The 21,465-nt window shown below is 68.1% G+C and carries 20 protein-coding genes and 1 riboswitch; of the genes, 4 read left to right on the top strand and 16 right to left on the bottom strand.

Annotation, left to right across the window (positions count from 1 at the left end; genetic code table 11):
• Nucleotides 1–21 precede the first annotated feature (21 nt).
• The 3 genes from pnp to ASF57_RS20885 form a co-directional block, all read right to left on the bottom strand.
• Nucleotides 22–2,193, bottom strand: a complete 2,172-nt coding sequence (gene pnp, locus ASF57_RS20895; RefSeq protein WP_056185267.1) for a polyribonucleotide nucleotidyltransferase — start codon at nt 2,191–2,193, stop codon at nt 22–24.
• A 206-nt stretch (nt 2,194–2,399) separates the two neighbouring features.
• Nucleotides 2,400–2,669, bottom strand: coding sequence for a 30S ribosomal protein S15 (rpsO, locus tag ASF57_RS20890; protein WP_055950756.1), 270 nt, complete (start codon nt 2,667–2,669; stop codon nt 2,400–2,402).
• A gap of 218 nt (nt 2,670–2,887) precedes the next feature.
• Nucleotides 2,888–3,958, bottom strand: a complete 1,071-nt coding sequence (locus ASF57_RS20885; RefSeq protein ID WP_056486960.1) for a low specificity L-threonine aldolase — start codon at nt 3,956–3,958, stop codon at nt 2,888–2,890.
• A gap of 64 nt (nt 3,959–4,022) precedes the next feature.
• Nucleotides 4,023–4,135, bottom strand: a riboswitch (SAM-I-IV-variant riboswitch).
• 114 nt (nt 4,136–4,249) lie between these two features.
• Between ASF57_RS20885 and ASF57_RS20880 the strand changes: the two genes are divergently transcribed.
• Nucleotides 4,250–5,725: an amino acid permease gene (locus tag ASF57_RS20880; protein ID WP_056486958.1), complete on the top strand. Its 1,476-nt coding sequence runs from the start codon at nt 4,250–4,252 to the stop codon at nt 5,723–5,725.
• Nucleotides 5,726–5,916: 191 nt separating this feature from the next.
• Here the strand turns inward: ASF57_RS20880 and ASF57_RS20875 are convergent, their stop codons facing one another.
• The 3 genes from ASF57_RS20875 to ASF57_RS20865 all read right to left on the bottom strand — a co-directional run bounded on the left by ASF57_RS20875 (nt 5,917) and on the right by ASF57_RS20865 (nt 8,868).
• Complete coding sequence (locus tag ASF57_RS20875; protein ID WP_056486955.1) at nt 5,917–6,624, bottom strand: class I SAM-dependent methyltransferase; 708 nt, start codon at nt 6,622–6,624, stop codon at nt 5,917–5,919.
• Complete coding sequence (locus tag ASF57_RS20870) at nt 6,621–7,868, bottom strand: DUF3419 family protein (protein ID WP_056486953.1); 1,248 nt, start codon at nt 7,866–7,868, stop codon at nt 6,621–6,623. The genes ASF57_RS20875 and ASF57_RS20870 overlap by 4 nt, the downstream gene beginning before the upstream one ends.
• A 190-nt stretch (nt 7,869–8,058) precedes the next feature.
• Nucleotides 8,059–8,868, bottom strand: a complete 810-nt coding sequence (locus ASF57_RS20865) for an exodeoxyribonuclease III (RefSeq protein ID WP_056486950.1) — start codon at nt 8,866–8,868, stop codon at nt 8,059–8,061.
• A gap of 164 nt (nt 8,869–9,032) precedes the next feature.
• Between ASF57_RS20865 and ASF57_RS20860 the strand changes: the two genes are divergently transcribed.
• A complete protein-coding gene (locus tag ASF57_RS20860) occupies nt 9,033–9,785 on the top strand; it encodes a lysophospholipid acyltransferase family protein (RefSeq protein WP_056185252.1) in 753 nt (250 codons plus the stop codon).
• A gap of 16 nt (nt 9,786–9,801) precedes the next feature.
• On the opposite strand, the gene tatC is transcribed toward ASF57_RS20860, so the two are convergent.
• The 6 genes from tatC to argS all read right to left on the bottom strand — a co-directional run bounded on the left by tatC (nt 9,802) and on the right by argS (nt 16,312).
• Nucleotides 9,802–10,602 carry a twin-arginine translocase subunit TatC gene (gene tatC, locus ASF57_RS20855; RefSeq protein ID WP_056185248.1) on the bottom strand — a complete coding sequence of 267 codons (801 nt, stop codon included), beginning with the start codon at nt 10,600–10,602 and terminating at the stop codon, nt 9,802–9,804.
• On the bottom strand, nt 10,599–11,189 hold the full coding sequence (gene tatB / locus ASF57_RS20850) for a Sec-independent protein translocase protein TatB (RefSeq protein WP_056486947.1): 591 nt from the start codon (nt 11,187–11,189) through the stop codon (nt 10,599–10,601). Before tatB ends, tatC begins: the two co-directional genes overlap by 4 nt.
• 115 nt (nt 11,190–11,304) lie before the next feature.
• A complete protein-coding gene (locus ASF57_RS20845) occupies nt 11,305–11,562 on the bottom strand; it encodes a twin-arginine translocase TatA/TatE family subunit (protein WP_056185242.1) in 258 nt (85 codons plus the stop codon).
• A gap of 196 nt (nt 11,563–11,758) precedes the next feature.
• Nucleotides 11,759–12,766 carry a beta-N-acetylhexosaminidase gene (gene nagZ, locus ASF57_RS20840; protein ID WP_056486944.1) on the bottom strand — a complete coding sequence of 336 codons (1,008 nt, stop codon included), beginning with the start codon at nt 12,764–12,766 and terminating at the stop codon, nt 11,759–11,761.
• Nucleotides 12,767–13,000: 234 nt separating this feature from the next.
• Nucleotides 13,001–14,533 carry an SPOR domain-containing protein gene (locus tag ASF57_RS20835; protein ID WP_056486940.1) on the bottom strand — a complete coding sequence of 511 codons (1,533 nt, stop codon included), beginning with the start codon at nt 14,531–14,533 and terminating at the stop codon, nt 13,001–13,003.
• A 30-nt stretch (nt 14,534–14,563) separates the two neighbouring features.
• Nucleotides 14,564–16,312 carry an arginine--tRNA ligase gene (argS, locus tag ASF57_RS20830; protein WP_056486937.1) on the bottom strand — a complete coding sequence of 583 codons (1,749 nt, stop codon included), beginning with the start codon at nt 16,310–16,312 and terminating at the stop codon, nt 14,564–14,566.
• Between the two features lie 355 nt (nt 16,313–16,667).
• On the opposite strand from argS, the gene ASF57_RS20825 reads away from it, so the two are divergent.
• Both ASF57_RS20825 and ASF57_RS20820 read left to right on the top strand, forming a co-directional pair.
• A complete protein-coding gene (locus ASF57_RS20825) occupies nt 16,668–17,294 on the top strand; it encodes a transglutaminase-like cysteine peptidase (protein WP_056486934.1) in 627 nt (208 codons plus the stop codon).
• Between the two features lie 252 nt (nt 17,295–17,546).
• On the top strand, nt 17,547–18,233 hold the full coding sequence (locus tag ASF57_RS20820; protein ID WP_056185228.1) for a transglutaminase-like cysteine peptidase: 687 nt from the start codon (nt 17,547–17,549) through the stop codon (nt 18,231–18,233).
• A gap of 127 nt (nt 18,234–18,360) precedes the next feature.
• Here ASF57_RS20820 and ASF57_RS20815 read toward each other — a convergent pair whose 3' ends face one another.
• The 4 genes from ASF57_RS20815 to ASF57_RS20800 all read right to left on the bottom strand — a co-directional run bounded on the left by ASF57_RS20815 (nt 18,361) and on the right by ASF57_RS20800 (nt 21,195).
• Nucleotides 18,361–18,690: a hypothetical protein gene (locus ASF57_RS20815; protein WP_056185226.1), complete on the bottom strand. Its 330-nt coding sequence runs from the start codon at nt 18,688–18,690 to the stop codon at nt 18,361–18,363.
• 144 nt (nt 18,691–18,834) lie between these two features.
• Nucleotides 18,835–19,047 carry a DUF3126 family protein gene (locus ASF57_RS20810; RefSeq protein WP_055950709.1) on the bottom strand — a complete coding sequence of 71 codons (213 nt, stop codon included), beginning with the start codon at nt 19,045–19,047 and terminating at the stop codon, nt 18,835–18,837.
• Between the two features lie 160 nt (nt 19,048–19,207).
• Nucleotides 19,208–20,065: a serine O-acetyltransferase gene (gene cysE / locus ASF57_RS20805; RefSeq protein ID WP_056487482.1), complete on the bottom strand. Its 858-nt coding sequence runs from the start codon at nt 20,063–20,065 to the stop codon at nt 19,208–19,210.
• Between the two features lie 239 nt (nt 20,066–20,304).
• Complete coding sequence (locus ASF57_RS20800; RefSeq protein ID WP_056486931.1) at nt 20,305–21,195, bottom strand: helix-turn-helix transcriptional regulator; 891 nt, start codon at nt 21,193–21,195, stop codon at nt 20,305–20,307.
• Between the last annotated feature and the right edge of the window lie 270 nt (nt 21,196–21,465).

Raw genomic sequence — 21,465 nt, 5'->3', positions numbered from 1 at the left:
GCACCCGGCTCAGGCTGAAGCTTACGCCTCCTGGCGGGGTCCGCGGGCGCGGTCCTGCTCGGCGTTGCGCTCGGCCTTGAGCTTCTCGGTGAGGTCTTCGCCGGTCTCCTGGTCGACCACCTTCATGGACAGGCGGATCTTGCCGCGATCGTCCTGGCCGAGGAACTTGACCTTGACCTTCTGGCCTTCCTTGACGACGTCCGTCACCTTGGCGACCCGCTGGGCGGCGAGCTCCGAGATGTGGACGAGGCCGTCCTTGGCGCCGAAGAAGTTCACGAAGGCACCGAACTCCATCGTCTTCACGACGGTGCCGTCATAGATCATGCCAACTTCGGCTTCCGCCACGATGGAGCGGATCCAGTTGTAGGCGGCCTTGATGGCCTTGCCGTCGCTGGAAGCGATCTTCACCGTGCCGGTGTCGTCGATGTTGATCTTGGCGCCGGTCTTTTCGACGATCTCGCGGATCACCTTGCCGCCGGTGCCGATCACTTCCCGGATCTTGTCGGTGGGGATCTGCATGGTCTCGATGCGCGGTGCGTACTCGCCGAGCTCGGGACGGGCGTCGGTCAGGGCCTTGGCCATCTCGCCGAGGATGTGGACGCGGCCTTCCTGCGCCTGGTGCAGGGCGACCTTCATGATCTCTTCGGTGATGCCCGCGATCTTGATGTCCATCTGCAGCGAGGTGATGCCGGCTTCCGTGCCCGCCACCTTGAAGTCCATGTCGCCGAGGTGGTCCTCGTCGCCGAGGATGTCGGACAGCACGGCGTAGCGCTCACCCTCGAGGATGAGGCCCATAGCGATGCCCGCCACCGGACGGCGCAGGGGCACGCCGGCATCCATCAGCGACAGCGAGGCGCCGCAGACGGAGGCCATCGAGGAGGAGCCGTTGGACTCGGTGATCTCGGACACGACGCGGATCGTGTACGGGAACTCGTGGGCCGGCGGCAGCACGGGATGCACGGCGCGCCAAGCGAGCTTGCCATGGCCGATCTCGCGGCGGCCCGGGGAGCCCATGCGGCCGGTCTCGCCCACCGAGTAGGGGGGGAAGTTGTAGTGCAGCAGGAAGGTCTCCTTGTAGGTGCCTTCCAACGCGTCAATGAACTGCTCGTCCTCGCCGGTGCCGAGGGTGGCGACCACGAGGGCCTGGGTCTCGCCGCGGGTGAACAGCGACGAGCCGTGAGCGCGGGGCAGCACGCCGACCTGGGATTCGATCGGGCGCACGGTGCGCACGTCGCGGCCGTCGATGCGCGAGCCGGTGTCGAGGATGTTCCAGCGCACGACCTTGGACTGCGCTTCCTTGAACGCGGCCTTGACCTTCTCGGCCGGGAACTTCGCCTCGCCCTCGGCAGGGCAGAGGGCGGCCATCACCTTCGCCTTGACGGCGTCGACGGCGGCGTAGCGCTCCTGCTTGACGGTGTTCTTGTAGGCAGCGCGCAGATCGGACTCGCACACGTCGAGGACGGCCTGCTCCACGTCGCCGTTCTCGGGAGCCTGGAAATTGCGGGGCTCCTTGGCGGCCTTCTCGGCCAGACGGATGATCGCCTCGATGACCGGCTGGAAATGCTTGTGGCCGAACATCACGGCGCCGAGCATGATCTCCTCGTCGAGTTCCTTCGCCTCGGACTCGACCATCAGGACGGCATCCTGGGTGCCGGCGACGACGAGATCGAGGGTCGAGGCCTCGAGGTCGGCCACCAGCGGGTTGAGGCTGTACTGGCCGTTGGCATAGCCGACACGGGCGGCGCCGATCGGGCCCATGAAGGGCACGCCCGACAGGGTCAGGGCGGCGGAAGCGGCGACCATCGCGAGGATGTCGGGATCGTTCTCAAGGTCGTGGGTCAGGACGGTGACGACGACCTGGGTGTCGTTGCGCCAGCCCTCGACGAAGAGGGGGCGGATCGGGCGATCAATGAGGCGGGAGACCAGGGTCTCCTTCTCGCTGGGCCGACCCTCGCGCTTGAAGTAGCCGCCGGGGATGCGGCCGGCGGCGTAGGCGCGCTCCTGATAGTTCACCGTGAGGGGGAGGAAGTCGATGCCGGCCTTAGGCTCCTTGCCGGACACCACGGTGGCGAGCACCGAGGTCTCGCCGTAGGTCGCCATGACGGAACCGTCGGCCTGGCGGGCCACCTTGCCCGTCTCGAGGACGAGCTTGCGGTCGCCCCACATCAGCTCTTCGCGTTGGATATCAAACATATGTCTAGCCTTCCTGCGGTCGGGCGAACCCGGCGCCGTCAGGGGCAAGATGGCGGGGGGCGCCGCGCACCGTGCCCCCCGCGATCCTGTCCCCGACGCATCCGCCTTCAAGTCGCCCGGGTTTTCGAGTGGCCGAACCCATTCCGGCAACCCGAACTGTCAAAACGCGGTCCCGGGCCGGGCCCGGAACCGCGTGAGCGCCGTGTTTAGCGGCGGATGCCGAGACGCTCGATGAGGCTGCGGTAGCGGGCCTCGTCCTTGCGCTTGACGTAGTCGAGCAGCGAGCGGCGCTGCGAAACCATCTTCAGGAGGCCGCGGCGGGAATGGTTGTCCTTGCCGTGGGTCTTGAAGTGGCCGGTGAGGTTGGTGATCCGCTCGGTGAGGATCGCCACCTGGACCTCCGGAGAACCGGTGTCCTTGCCGCCGGTCGCGTATTCCTTGATCAGCGCGGTCTTGCGCTCTGCCGTGATCGACATCGCAGTGCCTTTCGGTACGGGTTTTCGGAAACGGGCGGCCCCGTCAGGAGAGCCGCGCCACGCTCGTGGAAGGCCGGTGCCGGGATGTCGTCCAGCACGGTCAGGCCCACAAGCAGCTTGTGCCCCGGCCCCGTTCACACGGGTCGGAGCGGCGCGGACCATACACGAAACCGGCTGTGACGCCAGCCCTCGGTCTGTTGGGATGAGAGATCGACCTCTCAGGCCGCCACGGCGACCGAGGTGCCCACGGCGCGGATGTCCGCCGCCAGGGTCGCGATCCGGGCGAGGTCCGAATCCCAGGCGAACATGAAGCGGGCGCCGCCGCCGATGAAGGTGTAGAAGCGCCAGCCCCGGGCGCGCAGAGCCTTGAGGTGCTCGGGCGCGGCGCGCAGGAACACCGCGTTGGCCTCCACCGGGAACATCAGGTCGAAGGCGGCCACATCCGCCACGGCCGAGGCGAGACGCTGTGCGCAGGCATTGGCGTGGCTCGCGTGGCGCAGCCAGGCGCCGTCCTCCAGGACCCCGACCCAGGGGGCGGAGAGGAAGCGCATCTTCGAGGCGAGCTGTCCCGCCTGCTTGCAGCGATAGCCGAAATCCTCCGCCAGTGCCGGGTCGAAGAACAGGATCGCTTCGCCCGCCGCCATGCCGTTCTTGGTGCCACCGAAGCAGAGAAGGTCGACGCCGGCCTTCCAGGTCATGTCGGCGGGGCTGCAGCCGAGGCTGGCACAGGCATTGGCGAAGCGCGCCCCGTCCATGTGGAGGCGCAGGCCCAGATCCCGGCAGGTGGCGGCGATCTCACGGATCTCGGCGAGGCTGTAGAGCTGCCCCGTCTCGGTGGGCTGGGTGATCGTCACCACCCGAGGCTTGGGGAAATGGATATCCGAGCGTCCCGTGGCGACGCCCCGGATCAGGGCCGGGTCGAGCTTGCCGTCGGGGCTCGCCACCACGAGGAGCTTCGAGCCGTTGGAGAAGAATTCGGGGGCCCCGCACTCGTCGGTCTCGACATGGGCCGAGGCCGAGCAGATCACGCTGTGATAGGATTGACAGAGCGAAGCGAGCGCCAGCGCGTTGGCGGCCGTGCCGTTGAAGGCGAAGAACACCTCCGTGGACTCCGTCTCGAACAGGGTCCGGAACGCGTCGGCCGCCCGCTTCGTCCACGGATCCTCGCCATAGGCCGGGACTGAGCCTTGGTTGGCTGCTGCCATCGCCGCCCAGGCCTCCGGGCAGATGCCGGCGTAGTTGTCGCTCGCAAATTGCTGCGGCTCGGGGGGACGGGTTTCCGTCAACATGGTTCGCTCTCGTCTGGCCCGGTGCGCATCAGGAGCGCGTCGACCGGCCGAGACAGCGATATGGCGAAGCCCGTTTGGTTGCCGGTCCGGCCACATCCCCGCCGTTCGCCGGAGGGTGCCACCTTGCCCGGGAGGGTAGGTTGGCGTCAGGGATCGCCCTGACTCTTGATGCTGTGTTGAAGGCTACCAGAGGCGCCCGGCTCTGACAACACGGCTAGGTTGCCGCCGACCGCGATGGCGCGAAATTTGCCGCGATGGCGCGCGTTCCACCGCCATGTGACAATCTGACCGATGACAGGCAATAGTCTCACCGCACGCAAATCCGTCTTCGACATCCTGGCCTCGTCCGACGAGGGCGGCGAGCCGTCGTCCCTGCCGCGTTCCCTGTCCGCCTGCGACCTCGTGGCCCTTGGCGTCGGGGCGACCATCGGGGCGGGCATCTTCGTCCTCACCGGCACCGCGGCAGCAAACTATGCCGGCCCCGGCCTGACCCTGTCCTTCGTGCTGGGCGGTGTCGCCTGCGGGTTCGTCGCCCTCTGCTACGCCGAACTCGCCGCGATGGTGCCGGCCTCGGGCAGTACCTACACCTACACTTCTGCAACCCTGGGCGAGGCCTGCGCCTGGATCATCGGCTGGGACTTGGTCCTCGAATACGCCATGAGCGCCGCCACCGTGGCGGTGGGCTGGTCGGGGTATGTCCGCTCGCTGCTGAGTACGGCGGGCCTCCACCTGCCCCCTGCCCTCACGGCGGCCCCCTTCAGTCCCCTCCCCGGCATTGCGACGGCGTGGTTCGACCTGCCGGCGGCCCTCCTTATTGGTCTGCTGACGCTGCTCCTGGTGCGCGGAAATCGCGGATCGACCCGGGTGAACGCCGTGATGGTGGTGATCAAGATAATCATCATCCTGGCCTTCGTGGGCATCGGCGCGGCTCACGTCGATACGGGCCTGTGGTCGCCGCTGGTACCGGAGAACACCGGCACCTTCGGGGAGTTCGGGTGGAGCGGGGTCCTGAGGGGAGCCGGCGTGGTGTTCTTCGCCTTCATCGGCTTCGAGACGATCTCGACGGCGGCGGGCGAAACGCGGCAGCCGCAGCGCGACGCGCCGATCGGTCTCCTGGGGTCGCTGGCGATCAGCACGGTACTCTACGTGGCGGTGGCGGCCGTGCTGACCGGCCTCGTGCCCTACAGAGCCCTCGACGTGCCCGATCCAATCGCCAAGGCCGTCGAGGTGATCGGGCTCGGCCCCTTCTCGGCGGCGATCAAGGTCGGGGCGATCCTGGGCCTGACGACATCGGCACTGGCCGCGCTCTACGGACAGGCCCGAATTTTCTACGCGATGGCGCGCGACGGTCTGCTGCCTCCGGCATTCGCACGTGTGCACCCGCGCTTCCGGACGCCGGCCACGAGCCAGATCACAATCGGCATCGTCACCGCCCTCGTGGCGGGGCTGGTGCCCATCGATCTTCTCGGCGAACTGGTGAGCATCGGAACGCTCTTCGCCTTCATCGTGATCTGTACGGCTGCGTTGGTTCTGCGTCGGACGGAGCCGGATCGACAGCGTCCCTTCCGGGCGCCGGGTATGCCGGTTGTGCCGGTGCTCGGCATCCTGTCCTGTCTCGGCCTGATGCTCGGTCTGCCGGGAGACACCTGGCTGCGTCTGGCCGTCTGGCTCGCCATCGGGCTGGCGATCTACTTCGGCTACGGCCGAAAGGCGGCACGGTTGCACCGCGCCGCTGGGCCGAAGCCTCGGGAGGCCTCGGCGGCCTGAACTCAGGAGTAGTGGCGTGGGCTCGGGCGGCCGGAGTACCGGCGACGCAGGTAAGAAACGAGCTTCGGGAGCAGGAAGGCGACAAGCAGCTTGCGCATGAGGAGCGATCTCCGGTTCCGGGGTGGGGCGGCCCGTAGGCCACCACGTTGCAGAACCAATGCGGCGGCCGGCTCACGCGTTCCGAAGTTGGCTCACGCAATCGGCCGATGATCCGGGATGGGCGGCCCGCCACCACCAGCCGGGACGCCGCTGCCGGTCCGGCGAACGATCACCGCCTGCACGCAATAGCCCCCGAAGCGCTGGCGCACGCACGCTTCGGCACCTGTTCTCGCCGCTGCGTCCGCGACCACCTGCGGCAGGGTCGCGCGCGGCGTCACCGAGAAGGCCGCGAGCCAGCGGTTGAGGAGCGCCCGGGCCGGCCGCGGTAGGCCGGCCTGCCCACCAAAATCCACCACGTGGAGCTGCCCTTCGGGTGCGAGATGGCCGACGGCTTCCGCCAGGACCCGCTCCCAGGGCGGGATCATCGACAGTGCGTAGGAGATGAGGATCCGATCGTAAGCGTCCTGCCCGAACAGGGCCGTGGGGTCGAAAGCCGTGGCGTCTCCGCGCGCGAGGCTGATGCGCCCGTCGAGCCCGGCTCGCGCGACGCTGCGGGCGGCGGTGTCGAGCATCGCCGCCGAGACGTCGAGGCCGTGGCAGGCAGCGCCCGGATAGGTCTGGGCGATGCGCACGAGGTTGCGTCCGGTACCGCAGCCGATCTCCAGCACGGAGCCGCCTGCCGGCACGGCAAGTTCGGCGATCGTCTGGTCACGGCCCAGAAGATAGAACTTCCGGCTGGCGTCGTAGAGGTGGCGCTGGCGCCGGTACATCCGGTCCATCGCATGCGCGGCATCGTTCATACGGCACGCAGGCGGTAGAGATGGAAGCCGCCGTAGATCGCCGAGCGGTCGCGCGTCACGGCGGCGCGGCTCTCGGCCTCGGCGTAGTCCCAGGCGTTCAGGATTGCCTCCGGCACGCGGCCGGGCAGGCAGCGCTCGTCGGCCGCCGTCCGGAAGATCACCCGCGCCCCGGGCCGCGCGGTCCGGGTGATCTCGGTCCACAAGGCGGTCAGGTCGGCATCGCTCATCCAGTCCTGCGCGTCGAGCAGCACGTAGGCATCGGCGCTCTTGTCCGGGCTCCCGGCCAGGAACGCCGTCATCGATTGCTGGCGATAGCTCACCCGACCGGCCCGTGCCCGCAAGGTCTCGAAGTGGCGTGGCTGAAGATAGGGCGGCAGTGCTGCGTCGGAGCCCGGCGCGTAGCCCCGGCCGAAGGCCTGCCAGGCGAAGTAATTCCGGTCGAGATCGAAGTCGCAGGCGAGGCGCTCCAGCCGGTGCCGCAGCACGTCGACCATGCCGCCTGGGCGGTCCTTGGCCAGCGCCGTATACTGGGCCGGCGGAATCCCGAGGCCGTAGAGGGAGGCCGGGCGCCGGATCAGCCAGCGCACGAGGCGCTTGTCGAACAGAGGGGCCACGTGTGCGGCGAACAGGGCGCGCTGTTCCTCCCGGTTGCGGGCCTTCAGGACGGCGGAGAGGTCGCAGCCATAGAGGCGAGCCAGCCGATGCCCGGTGCCGATGAAGCGCCCGAGCAGCCCGTGCCGGAAGATGTTCTCGGAGAAGGCCGCGATGCGTCGACGCCCGTCGAGGCGCCGCGTCTCCCAGTAGGCGCGAGAGGCCGCGTCGAGGTGCGGGGCGATGTGCGCGTCGTAGGCGGCCACGTTGTCCGCAGTGTCGGCGCGCCCGAAGAAGCGCAGGTAGGTCTCCGAATCGGGAAATCGGGTCAAAGCCGCGACCTTGAGGCGCCCCAGGGCGATATGCGCCCCGTTGAGGTCGACCGCACTGATGTGCGCCGGATCGGCAGTGAGGTAGGACAGCACGTTGCAACTGCCCGACGCGATGGCGACCACGTGGTCCTGTGGCGTCAGGGCCAGGGCCTCCATGTCGACTGCAGGGTCCTCCCAGATCTGCGGATAGACCAATCCGCTGAAGGCCAGAGTGAACAGCCGCTCGGCGAAGCCGGCGCGGGACAGCGCTCGGCTGCGGTGAACGGCCTGGGTCAGGCCGAGGCTGGTTTCGCGGCGGACCGCCCGTGCTGCGGAGTTCATGCGGGCTCTCGGGCTGTCCATCAGGGATGATGGACGCCGCCCCTACGCTGCGCGCATGACCGGGCGGTGACACGCAAACGGATGATCGCGATCCACGGCGAACCATTCAGGAGAATGTTATCTCGCAGAAACGCCCGATCCGAGGACTGGACGCCGGCCGGTGGATGCGCAAGTCGATGGGGCTGCCCGCTTACAGGTGCAGGGTCAGTGTCACCGGCGCATGATCGGAGGGACGCTGCCAGCCCCGGACATGGCGCGCCACCGTCAGGTCGCGGACCGTCCCGGCCAGGTCCGGGGAGACCCAGGCATGGTCGAGGCGCCGGCCCTTGTCGGCCGCCGCCCAGTCGGGGGAGCGATAGCTCCACCACGTATAGATCTTCGTCGGCTCCGGAACGAGCAGGCGGGCGGTGTCGATCCAGCCCGCTTCTCCCCGCAGGGTCTCCAGCCGCTCGGTCTCGATGGGCGTGTGGCTCACCACGTCGAGGAGCTGTCTGTGGGACCAGACATCGTGCTCCAGCGGAGCCACGTTCAGATCCCCCACCAGGATCGCCGGGCCGCTGCCCCGCCGGCCCCCCCAGGCGCGCAAGGCGTCCAGAAAATCGAGCTTGTGCGCGAATTTCGGGTTGAGGACGCGGTCCGGCACGTCGCCCCCGGCCGGCACGTAGAAATCGTGCAGCACAATCCCCGCCGCCTTCCCGGCCTCCGGCCCCAGCATGGCCGAGATGTGGCGCGCATCCTGGCGCTCGCAGAAGGCCATGACGTCACGGGCGACGAGCGGGAAGCGCGACAGGATCGCGACGCCGTTATAGCCCTTCTGACCAGCGAACACGACGTGTTCGTAGCCCGACCCGCGCAGGGCCTTCAGCGGGAACGCGTCGTCCGGGCACTTTGTCTCCTGCAGGCAGAGCACGTCCGGCTGCGCCTCCGCCAGGAAACGCAGAACCGAATCGATGCGCAGCCGCACCGAGTTGATGTTCCAGGAGGTGACGGTCAGGCGCACGGCGTTCGGCTCGCGTGAAACTGGAAAGTGTTTAAAGGATCGTCCGCGCGACGGCGGCGGGCCGGCATAGACCGGATCGCCGCCGCCGTCGCCGGGGAAATGCCGCGCCAGAGGCTCATGATCCGCGAGGGATCGCGCGTCGGGCGAGATCGAGGGATTGTCACGTGTCGCGCATCCGTTCCGCGCTTTTCAATGCCTACTGGGCCGGCTGGACCGCCCTGTTCATCCTGCCGCTGGCGGTGCTTGCCCTTCTGGGCGCACCGGCACGGCCCATCCGCGCCTTCACCCGCCTGTGGTCGCGCGGGATCCTATTCGGCCTCGCCCGCATCATCGGGCTGACCTACGTCGAGGAAGGCCGCAGCCGCATCCCGGCCGAGCCCTGCCTCATCGTGGCCAACCATCAGTCCGCCTGGGAGACCCTCGCCTTCCTCGTTCTGGTGCCGAACGTTGCCATCGTGGCCAAGCGCGAACTGGTGGCCATCCCCATCGTCGGCTGGTTCCTGCGTCGCTCGCCGATGATCATCATCGACCGGGCCAACGGCACCCAGGCCCTCCGGGTGATGATCGACGAGAGTCGCGCAGCGATCGCGCAAGGACGTTCGGTGCTGATGTTTCCCGAGGGCACCCGCGGCGGTATCGACGAGCCCGTCCAGTTCAAGCGCGGCGTCGAACTGCTCTACGCCAAGCTGGGGCTCAGTGTGCTGCCGGTGGCGGTGAATTCCGGTCTGTTCTGGCCTCACGGCGGCGCCCGCCACAGCCCTGGGACCGTGACGGTGAGCTATCTGGCTCCCCTGCCCCCCGGCCTGACAGGCGCCGAGTTCATGCGTGGCACGCAAGGGGCGATCGATGCCGAGCTGAACCGCTGGCGGACATCGGGAGCCTCGGCGATGACGATGGCGAGCGCCGAGGCTTCCTAAGGCACGGGCGAATGCCCTAGGGCTCCAGGCCCTCGGCCTTGCGCCGGGCGGTGCGACGGCGCTCGACGCGGGCCACCGAGAAGATCGACGCCTCGTAGAGCAGCAGCATGGGGATCGCCAGGGAGAGCTGCGAGATCACGTCCGGCGGCGTCAGGATGGCGGCGGCCACGAAGACGAGGACGATGGCGTAACGGCGCTTTTCGCGCAGGAACGCCGTGTCGATCACGCCGATCTGCCCGAGCAGGGTCAGGATCACCGGCAGCTGGAACGCGATGCCGAAGGCGAAGATCAGCGTCATGATGAGCGAGAGGTACTCGTCCACCTTCGGCAGGAGGGCGATCGTCGCCTCGCCCGGCTGCCCGATCTGCTGCAGCGAAACCGAGAACTGGATCAGCAGCGGCATCGCCAGGAAGAACACCACCAGTGCGCCGAGGATAAAGAATACCGGCGTCGCCACAAGGTAGGGCAGGAAGGCCTGACGCTCGTTGCGGTAGAGGCCCGGGGCCACGAAGGCGTAGACCTGGGTGGCGATCACCGGGAAGGCCAGGAAGCCGGCCCCGAAGACGCTGAGCTTGATGTTGGTGAAGACCTGCTCGAGGAAGTGCGTCGCGATGAGCTTGGCGTTCTCGACACCGACCACCGAGACGTAGGGGTAGACGAGAATGTTGTAGATGTGCCGCGAAAAGAAGAAGCACCCGAAGAACATCACCACGAAGGCGGCCAGCGACTTGATCAGCCGCGACCGCAGTTCGATGAGGTGGTCGAGGAGCGGGGCCCGCGAGGCTTCGATCTCGGCGTCGTCGGTCTCGTTGATCATCTGCCGGAATCAAGCTGCGGTTTGGCCGGCGTCTCTGGTCGAGAAGGCTCGGTGGGAGGCGGATCGGCGGGTGTGATGGAGGGCGTGGTGGAACTCAGCGGGTCGGCGGTCCAGGCATGGGTCGAGGCTGGGGCCTCCTTGGCCATCGAGGCAGGCCGCGGTGGCAGGTCCGGGAGCGATTCCACCGGACCGACCTCGTGCGGGACAGGGGCCTGGATGCTGTTCTCGCGCTCGGCCAGTTGATCCGCCACGTTGGCGAGCCCCTGCGTAGGCGAGGACGTCACCTTCGTCTCGGTCCGGCCGTCGACCGCACCCTTCAGTTCGTCGCGGATGGTCTGGACGGGGTTGAAGGTCGGCCCCATCGTGCTGGCGGACTTCTTGACGCCGTCCACCTCGCGACGGATCTCGTCGAACTCCGCCTCGCGAATCGCCTCGTTGAACTGCGACTGAAACTCTCCGGCCATGCGCCGCATCTTGCCCGTGATCTGACCGACCGTGCGCAGGGCCTTGGGCAGATCCTTCGGGCCGATGACGATGAGGGCGACGCCGCCGATCAGCATCACCTCGCCCCAACTCATGTCCAACATGGTGTCGACTGTCCCGCGGCCGTGCGCTGCCCATCAACGGCGCGCTGCCCATCGCAGGTCGTGGCGCGTTCCGCCAGACCTTTGATCGGCCGCAGCGCCCTCTTCGTGTCGGGCGTCAGACGACCTTGCGATCGGCCGCCACCGTATTGGCGGTCGCCGGCTCGCCCTGATGCGGCAGCGTACGCACCGGCTCGCCCGCGCTCGGCGGCGGAACCGCTGTGGTGGTCGGCGTCTCGTCCTCGGCCATGCCCTTCTTGAAGGCCTTGATACCCTTGGCGACGTCGCCCATCAGGTCCGAGATCTTGCCGCGGCCGAACAGCAGCATCACGATGCCGGCGACGATGATCCAGTGCCAGATACTCATGCTGCCCATGGCAACCTCCCGCGCCGCAGCCTGAACGCTGCGCGTCGCCGTCTCGTGTGTCGATTGAGGGCGAACCTAAGGATCGGGCACCCGGAGCACAAGAAGTGCGGGTGACTCTCGGTCCGTTCCGATCGCCGCATCGCGGGCATGCAAGATCTCGGCCCGCATCCGGTGCATAGACCAGACATCGGGGGAAGTCTCGTGATCAGGCCGCCAGCGCCAGGGCCGCCTCGAAGCGGGCGCGGGCCTCATGCACGTCGAACGCGTCGGTGCTGGCTGGGAGGCGGGCCAGGGCCGCATCTGCCCGGCGCAGGGCTTCGCCGGCCAGGAGCGGGGCGCCCTCGGCAACGCCGCGCATCTCGTCCGGGTCGCCGTTGCAGTGCAGCCCGACGTCGATCCCGGCGGCAAAGCACGCTTCCGTGCGGGCCCGGAAACTGCCTTGGAGCGCCTGCATCGACAGGTCGTCCGTCATCAGCAGGCCGTCGAAGCCGATGGCTCCGCGGATGATGTCGCGGATCACGATGGCGGATTGCGTCGCCGGATGGGCGGCGTCGAGGGCCGTCAGGACCACGTGGGCGCTCATCGCCATGGGCAGATCGGCGAGCGCCCGGAACGGCACGAAATCCTGCGCGCTCAAGGTGGCGAGATCCGCTTCCACCACGGGAAGGCCCTTGTGGCTGTCGCAGCCCGCGCGGCCGTGACCGGGAATGTGCTTCATCACCGGCAGGACGCCGCCCTGCATCAGGCCCTCGGCCACGGCCCGGCCGATCTCGGCCACGCGCTCGGGGGCGGTGTCGTAGGCGCGATCGCCGATCACATCGTGGGCGCCGGCCACCGGCACGTCGAGCACGGGGGCGCAATCGACATTGATGCCGACGCTGGCCAGATCGTGCGCCATGAGTCGGGCGCCGAGATGCGCGATGGTTGCGGCGGAGCCGTTGAGCCCGCCAAAGCGCCGTCCGGCCGGATAGGCCGGCCAGTGCGGCGGCCCCATGCGCTGGACCCGGCCACCTTCCTGGTCGATCAGGATCGGTGCGTCGGCGCGTCCGACCGTGGCTCGCAGGGCGTCGGTGAGCGCCCGGACCTCCGCAGGCGAGCCGATGTTGCGCTTGAACAGGATGAAACCCCAGGGCGCCACGTCCCGGAAGAAGGCGGCCTCCTGGACCGAGAGAATCTTGCCGGCGCAACCGAGGATCAGGGCACGAGAGGTCATGATCGTGGACGCATCCTCGGTGGGTGAAGCCGGCACGGCGGCAAGCGAAGTTGGCGACGAATCAGCACCGGGGCGATCGGTTCACGATGGCGCCGGACAGCATCGAACGGAACGGGGTGTGGCCCCGGCAGGATGGGCGCGTGTCGCGAGGGCTACAGGGCGGTTGCAGTTGCGAGCCGACCGGGCCGGGCGTCAGATTCTGCGCCCGGCTCTCGACCGATCCGGTGCCAGACCTCAGTTCTTGGCCACGAAGCACTGGCCGCCGGCGCCCTGAAGCTGCGTGCAAAGGGTTGTCGCCTCGGTCTTGCCGAGAGGCCCGACGCGGACGCGGTAGATCGTCTTGCCGTTGACCTCGGCTTGGCGGATCAGCGCGGGCTGACCGGAGAGCTGGCTGTACTTGCCCTGCATCTGGCGGAAGGCGGCCTGAGCCTCGCTTTCGCTGGTGCGGACGCCGAGCTGGACGGTATAGCCGCCGCCCGAGACCGGTGCCGTCGCCGCGACGGGCGGCGGGGCCGCGATGGCGGAGGTGGCTTCCGGCGTCACGGCGGCCACACGCTGCGGTGCCTTGGCGCGAGGGGCAGGCGCCGGGGCTGCGGCTTGCGCCGATGCAGGCTCGGACGGTGTAGCGGCGGGCGCCTCGGCCACCGGCGGCGGAAGTCGCGTCGCGCGCTGGCGCAGGGACGGGCTTGCAGCACCGCCGTCGCTGGTTGCACCCGGCAGGGTCATGGTCGGGATCACCGATTGCGGCGCCGGCGTTTCTGCGGCCGCTTCACGCTGCGGCGGCGGTGGAGGCGTGTCTGGCTTGACCGAGACGGTGCGTACCCGGCGAGGTTCGCCGAGAGAGTCGGAGAGGCCGCCCTGCTGCACGGGCGGTTGCACCGTCGGCGCTGCGCTGCCCGGCGTCGCCCCACCCTCGCCGGACCCCAGGGCCGAGCGGGCGGCCTGGGCCACGTCCAGGGGCTGCTCTTCCCGGTTGACGATCCGGATCTGGCCGTCCTTGGCAGTGCGCTCGTAGATCTGCTTGTTCTGATCCGGGATCTCGACGCCATCGGCCTTCTGCGGCGCGATCTTCAAGGGCGCAGTATCGGCCAGGATGGTCGGAACGCTTCCTCCATTGCCGGAGCTGCCGTGCAGGCCGCGCCAGGCCAGGGCCCCGGTGACGCAGAGGGCAAGAACGCTGAGACCGGCACCGACGGAGACGAGGCGGCTGCGCTTGCGCGGCCGCTCCAGGGGGCGGACCCGTTCGTCGGCGTCGTTGGGAGCGAATTCGGCCGCGTTTGCGTCCGGATACGACCCCTGTGGGTTCGCATAGCCGCCGTGATCGACGGAGGCGAGATACTGGTCGAAGGCGTCTGTCGGTGAGGCCTGCGCCGCGACCGAGTAGGCCGGTTGCGAAGAGTGGAGCTGTGATGAGGAGGCCTGTGATGCCCGGACCTCAGAGGCGTGCCCCTGAGAGATGTGCCCTTGAGAGATTTGGACAGGCGCAGTCTGGGGCCGCACCGGGCGCTCGACGAAGCTCGGCTCGATGCGGCCACGGGCGGCCGCAGCATCGGCCCGGGAGTCCCGGGCCTGGAGCAGAGCCCGGAACGGGTCGTCCTGGCCGACGATGCGCGCAAGTTCCGCCAGTGGATCGGGCTTGGCCGCCTGATTCTGGGCCGGCGGCTGGCCTTGCGCAGCCGCCTGCGGCTGAGCCGATACCTGAGGCTGCTGCAGATCCCGCGCAAAGGCGTCGAAATCGACCGTCGCCCGCGAAGCGTTCGTCGTCATGGCAGCATCCCTCTTCACGCCGAGATCACCTCACCGCATTTCGTCCGGCGCGGTGACGCCCAACACCGCGAGGCCGGAGGCGACAACGCCCCGCAACGCCTCAACGAGGGCCAATCGAGCCCGTGTGGAGTTTCGGTCGTCAGGATTAATAAACCGTAATTGCGGCAAGTCTTTGCCTTTGTTCCATAAACCGTGCAGCGACGAGGCGAGTTCGTAGAGGTAGAACGCCACGCGATGCGGTTCATGGGCCCCGGCCGCCGCCTCGATGACACGCGGGTATTGTGCGATCAGACGCATGATCTCGAGTTCGCCCGGATCGGTGAGGCGGGAGAGGTCGGCCTCCCCCAGCAGCCCGGCTCGTGAAAAATCTTCGCCCGGCATCGCCTGCGCGGCCTGGCGGAACACCGAGACGCAGCGCGCATGGGCGTACTGCACGTAGAAGACCGGGTTCTCCTTCGACTGCTCGACGACTTTGGCGAGGTCGAAGTCGAGGGTGGCGTCGTTCTTCCGATACAGCATCATGAAGCGCACCGGATCGCGGCCGACCTCGTCGACCACCTCCCGCAGGGTGACGAACTCGCCGGCCCGCTTCGACATCTTCACGGGCTCGCCCGCGCGCAGCAGGCGCACCAGCTGGCACAGCTTCACGTCGAGGGTGGCACGGCCGTCGCTCACCGCCTTCACGGCCGCCTGCATGCGCTTGACGTAGCCGCCGTGGTCGGCGCCGAGCACGTCGATGAGGTCGGTGGCGCCGCGGGCGATCTTGGTGCGGTGATAGGCGATGTCGGAGGCGAAGTAGGTGAAGGAGCCGTCCGACTTCAGCAGGGGCCGGTCGACGTCGTCGCCGAAATCCACCGTGCGGAACAGGGTCTGCTCGCGATCCTCCCAATCCTCAGGCAGCTGACCCTTGGGCGGCGGCAGGCGGCCCTCGTAGACGAGACCCTTGGCCCGCAGCTCCGCCAGAAGGACGGGCACCTCCTCTTTGAGGGTGGCCTCGGAGAAGAACACGTCATGGTGGATGCCGAGCCGGGCGAGGTCGGCACGGATCAGCTCCATCATCGCCGCGATGGCGAAAGCCCGCACTGTGGGCAGCCATTCGACTTCGGACTGGTCGAGGAGGGCGCGTCCGTGCGTTTCGGCGAGCTTGGCCCCCACCGGCAAGAGGTAGTCGCCCGGATAGAGTCCCTCCGGGACCGGGCCGACCGGTTCGCCCAGCGCCTCGCGGTAGCGCAGGAAGGCGGAGCGGGCGAGCACGTCCACCTGCGCCCCGGCATCGTTGATGTAATATTCGCGCGTCACGTCACGGCCGGCCGCCACCAGGAGGTTGGCCAGCGCGTCGCCGAACACCGCGCCACGTCCATGGCCGACATGCATCGGGCCGGTGGGGTTGGCTGAGACGTACTCGATGTTGACCTTGCCGCCCGGCATGGTGCCGCGCCCGTAGGCCTCGTTCTCCGTGAGGGCCGCCCGGACGACATCGTGGAAGGTGTCCGGGGCCAGCCGTAGGTTGATGAAGCCGGGGCCGGCGACGGTCGCCTCCGTGACATCAGGATCGGACCGCAGGGCGAGCGCCAGAGTTTCGCCGAGCGCCTTCGGATTGGTCTTCGCCTCCTTGGCCAGCACCAGGGCGGCGTTGGTGGCGAGGTCTCCGTGACTCGCGTCGCGCGGCGGTTCCACCACCACGCGCGACAGGTCCAGGCCCTCGGGCAGGTGCCCCGACTGGATGAGGCCCTGCACGGCCGCGCGGACGCGGACCTCGAAGGTGGCGAAGATATTCATGGCGACGTTCGGATCCGCTTCAGGGGCTCGGAGCCTGGTTCCGGCCCCGCGAGGCGCATGCATGCCCCGCCGGGGCATAAGGCCCGCTTGCTTGAGGGTCGGGGCATAGCAAGGGCATCACCGGGTGTCACGGCGCGGCTGCCCCGCAGGCTGCGCGACAGTGCTGGGTCCGGTTACGGTTACGGATTCCTTGGGGCGAACGCAGTGTTTCACGGTATCGCCGATACGGTGCGTTCGGCCTGTCACGCGAGCGCCGCGTTTGCGGCCGCGAATCGATAAAATTGCACGCATCCACTTCAGCGCCGGACAGGTCCCGGGGCGGCACCATGGCGGTGTTGGACTTGAGGGCGGCGCCATGGGCAGGACGAAGACGATCGCGCTGGCACTTCTCGCGGCTTTCGCCGCGACGACGGTGAGTGCCGCCGGTGCCCAGACCCTGGCTGCGCTCCCCGCCCCCTCCCCCTCTGCCCAGACCCTGAGCGCGGCCAAGCCCCTCGCGGCCTGGGCCGCCTTCTGCCAGCGCTACGCCTCCGAATGCGCGATCGACGCGAACGAGCCGAACCGCATCAGTCTCACTCCAGCCACCTGGGCCACCATCGCCGCGGTGAACCGCCGGGTGAACAAGTCTCTGCAGGCCGTGACCGACATGGAGCACTGGGGTGTGCAGGACCGCTGGGATCTCGCCGAGGATGGCGCGGGCGACTGTGAGGACTATCAGCTCCTCAAGCGCAAGCTCCTGGCCGAGGCAGGCCTGCCGCGCCGGGCCATGCGGATGACCGTGGTCATCGACGAGAAGGGCGAAGGGCATGCCGTGCTGGCTCTGGTCACCGATCGCGGCGATTTCATCCTCGACAACAAGACCAGCGAGATCCTGGCCTGGCATCGGACCGGCTACGTCTTCATCAAGCGCGAGTCAGCCGATGCGGTGGCATGGGTTTCGCTTGGCGGGGTGACCTCGCCCGTCACGACGGCGAACCGCTGAGATCTGGGCTTTCCGATGTGAAGCCCATGATCCAAGATCGGACCTGCGATCCAAGATCGTGGAAAGATGGCTGCATCGGCGAAGGCCCAGTGGAGGCCACCCGAGCCTGCCGATGTCATGCCGAGTCCTTGCCGGATTGTACGGAACCAACCCAGAAGCATCCGTGTTAACTCGGGTTTAACTTTTCGATTGAGGCCGGCTCGTTCCCGTGCAAACCTTGTCGCTCCACCAGGGGATGGCGGGGCGACCGGCATGCGGCACGCGATACTGCGAAGCGTCGAGGGACAGCCGCAAGAGCGCTGTGGCGTCGTGTGGCGACGCCTTGCCCGCACGGTGCAGTTCGGTCTCGTCGGCACCATCCTGCTGCTCGGTGGTGCCAGCACCGAAGCCCAGACCGTCGCGGCCCTGCCCGATGCCTCTGCCCTCGAAGAAGGCGCTCCCGCCCGACCCGTCGCGGCCTGGACCGCTCTCTGCGGTCGGATGCCCAGCGAGTGCGCCGTCGACACGACACAACCGACCACCATCACCATGACGCCGCGCATCCGCGATCTGCTCAACCGGGTCAATCGGCGGGTGAACGCCCGGATCAAGCCGATCACCGACCTCGCCCATTGGGGTGTGGTCGACCGCTGGGACTATCCCGATGACGGTTTCGGCGATTGCGAGGATTATCAGCTTCTCAAGCGGCGGATGCTGGTGGAGCGCGGGTTGCCGCGTCGGGCCCTGCGGATGACCGTGGTGATCGATGAGATCGGCGAGGGGCACGCGGTCCTCATGGTCCGGACGGATCGGGGCGACTTGATCCTCGACAACAAGACCAATGCGGTCCTGTCCGGCCCGCGCACCGGTTACACCTTCATCAAGCGCGAGGGCCAGGATGGCCTTGCCTGGGTCACCCTGAACGGCGGCGCGTCGCCCGTGGCTACCGCCAACCGCTGACGGCGCGGCCTCAGCGCTCGACGCAAAAAAGGCCGCTCGCGCGAGCGGCCTTTTTGTTGAGAAGACCTGTGTTTACTCGAAAATCCTGAGAGCTCGGATGAAGGACCGCTTCCGGGATGTCTGGCGATCAGACGCCGGCGATCAGGTGGGCGAGATCGAGGGCGATGCGGCCTGACATCAGGCTCCAGCCGCAGGCGATCATCGTGGCGATCATCACGAAGGGGATCGGCCGGCGTTCCAGACGACGGCCCCGCACGGTGTTGCGCAGAATGATGAAGGGGGCACCAAAGGCCAGCATCGGCAGGGCTGCCACGGCCGTGACGCCGCCGCGCTCGAGCAGACTGAAGCTCGCGCGGCGCTCGGTGAAGAGTTCGAACGCGCTGGCGAGCAGGCCCGACAGGGCGAGTCCGACGCAGAGGGTCTGAAGAGATTCGAGGGCTGAGGGACTCAGGGTCATGACGCGAACGCTCCACCATCGAGAGGCGATGTAGCGCGCATTGTGCCGCGTCGTTTACGAAACGTTAAGGGTTTCCTGCCGTCAGGGTTAAATCCGCTCACAGGCTGGTGCGCGCCGAAGCGCCCGCCGGCAGGAATGCAGGCCTCAATCCTCGAGGTCGATGTCGAGGATCGCCATGGCGAAATTGAACGAGCGGTCCCCGTCCTCGTCGTCCACCGAGACCACGCCCAGGAACTCCTCGCCGATATAGACCTCGGCCGAATCGTCTTTCTTCGGACGGGGAACGAGGCGGATGTTGGTGTTGGCGAAGGTCCGGCGGAGGTAATCCTGCACCTTCACAATGTCGGTCTTGTTCACGCTGGTCGCCTCTCGCAGTGAGATTTCGAGAATCCGGGCGGTGTGACGGCGCGCGGCGGCCTGCAAGACCAGCCGGTCGCGGCCTTCGGCCGGGCTGGCCCCCGCTTGCCATGCCGCCGGGGGATGGGCAAGCCGCCGCAATCGCGGGCCGGCTTTGCCGTCAGATGCCGTCCGCCATGTGGATGAACTGGTCCATGGCGACGAGCTGGTCCATGGCCCGGGAGGGTTCGGCGCAACCGGCGGTGCCGACCACGCGAGCGGGGACACCGACCACGGTGGTGTTGGCGGGCACTGCGCGAAGCACCACCGAGCCGGCGGCGATCCGGGCGCAGGCACCCACCTCGATGTTGCCCAGAATCTTGGCGCCCGCGCCGATCATCACGCCATGACGGATCTTGGGGTGACGATCGCTGCCCTGCTTGCCGGTCCCGCCGAGGGTGACGGCGTGCAGGATCGAGACGTCGTCCTCGATCACTGCCGTGGAGCCCACCACGAGGCCTGTGGCGTGGTCGAGGAAGATGCCACGGCCGATCCGGGCCTGCGGGTGGATGTCGGTCTGGAACACCTCCGAGGACCGGCTCTGGAGATAGAGCGCAAGGTCGCGCCGGCCGGCCGTCCAGTACCAGTGAGCCAGGCGATGGGCCTGGATGGCGTGGAAACCCTTGAAGTACAGAACCGGCTCGATCGCGCGGCTGGTGGCCGGGTCCCGATCCAGCACGGCTGCGATGTCGGCGCGAAAATCCTGGCCGAGGCTGGGCTCGGCGGTGATCGCCTCGAAGAAGCCGTGGGCGATGAGCTCGGCCGGCAGGGAGGCGTGCCCGAGCCGCGCCGCGACGCGGTGCGCCACCGCGCCCTCCAGCGAGGTGTGGTTGAGGACGGTCGCCACGATGAACGAAGCGAGTTGCGGCGCCTCGCGAACGATCGCCTCGGCCTCGCCGCGCAGGCGCGCCCAGATCGGATCGCAGACAGCGAGCGGCTCGGTGCCCCTCTGGGAGGTGGGTGATGGGCTGGCGGACATCGGGTCCTCCTCTGGACCGGTCTCGTCGAGGCGGATCGGAGCGCACCGCGCGCAGGCTTTCAGGAGTTGGCGCTGCATGGCCGGCAGACCGTGCTCCCGTTCCAGGCGCTCCGGGAACGTTTTTGCAGTCATCCGTGGGGCCGGCAGACGAAACCGGCCTCTGACAAGCTCATCCTAGCTTGGGGTGCCCGGCACAGCCGATCAAGTCCACCCGCTTTCTCATAGCAGGAGGCGACTCGTCAGGCGCTGCGCCGGTGATCCAGATTACCGAACCGGGCCTCGATCGCTTCGGCTAGGCGATCCACCATCACGTCGACGGGCACATCGGAGGTGTCCACCACGGATGAAGCGCGGGCATAGAGGGGCTCGCGACTGGCCAGCACGGCGCGCAGTTCCTGCATCGCCGAAGGGTGATCGCCGGTGGTGGTGAGTTCGCCCTGGTCGCGCACCCGCTGCATGTGCTCCTCCGGGCGCGCCCTCAGCCAGATGGTGAAGAAGGCCTGGAGCAGCAGATCGTAGGTCAGAGGTTCGGCGACGATGCCGCCGCTGGTCGCGAGGACGAGGGGGCCGGGGTGCTCGGTGAGCCTGCGCAAGGCGGCCTGCTCGAGGCGGCGATAGCCCTCCTGCCCGTAGATCGCGAAGATCTCCTTCACCGAGAGCGCGTTCTCGCGCTCGATCTCGGCATTGAGTTCGACGAAGGTCCATCCCAGTCGATCGGCGACCCGGCGGCCAAGGGTCGACTTGCCCGCCCCCCGGAGACCGATCACGGCGACGCGTGGCTGCGGCGCGTCGCCGCTGGACGAAGATTGGCCCGACAGGATGCCCTTGGCGAGAGCGATCTGCTCGGGCGAAGCATTGCCCAGAAGGTCGCGGATCACGTGCCAGTCCGGCAGCGTCTCCTGCCCGGCGATCAGGTCGTCGAGGCGCACGCCCATCGCGTTGGCGACCCGGCGCAGCAGAATGATCGAGACGTTGCCCTGGCCGCTCTCCAACTGAGCGATGTAGCGCTCCGACAGCCCGGAGGTCTGAGAGAGAAGCTTGCGCGACAGGCCACGCACCGTCCGGGCATGACGAACCCGCCGGCCCAGGTCGGCCAGGAAGGTCGATTCTTGTTCTACCGCCCCGGCCATGCCGTCGTCCGCTTCCTCGATTCACGCTTCGGACCTTCATCCGAGCGCAGATTGCCACAACACGATGTTGATTTCGAAACGCTTATCCGCGGATCAGGAACGATCACGCGCCAAACGGGCGCTTTGAAGACATCAACCCCAACAACCGGATGCGTGTCTCCCGTGGAGCGATCTGTCTCCCGTGGAGCGATCCTGGGATGCCGATCGGATCCGACCAAGCTAACCGACCCGCGCCACTTTGCATTGCACCATGTGAGGCGAGCCGTGCTC

This window comes from Methylobacterium sp. Leaf117 (assembly GCF_001422985.1).
Taxonomy (GTDB): Bacteria; Pseudomonadota; Alphaproteobacteria; order Rhizobiales; family Beijerinckiaceae; genus Methylobacterium.
Note: the sequence above shows the minus strand (reverse complement) of the source record. Positions and strands in the feature narration are given on the sequence as shown.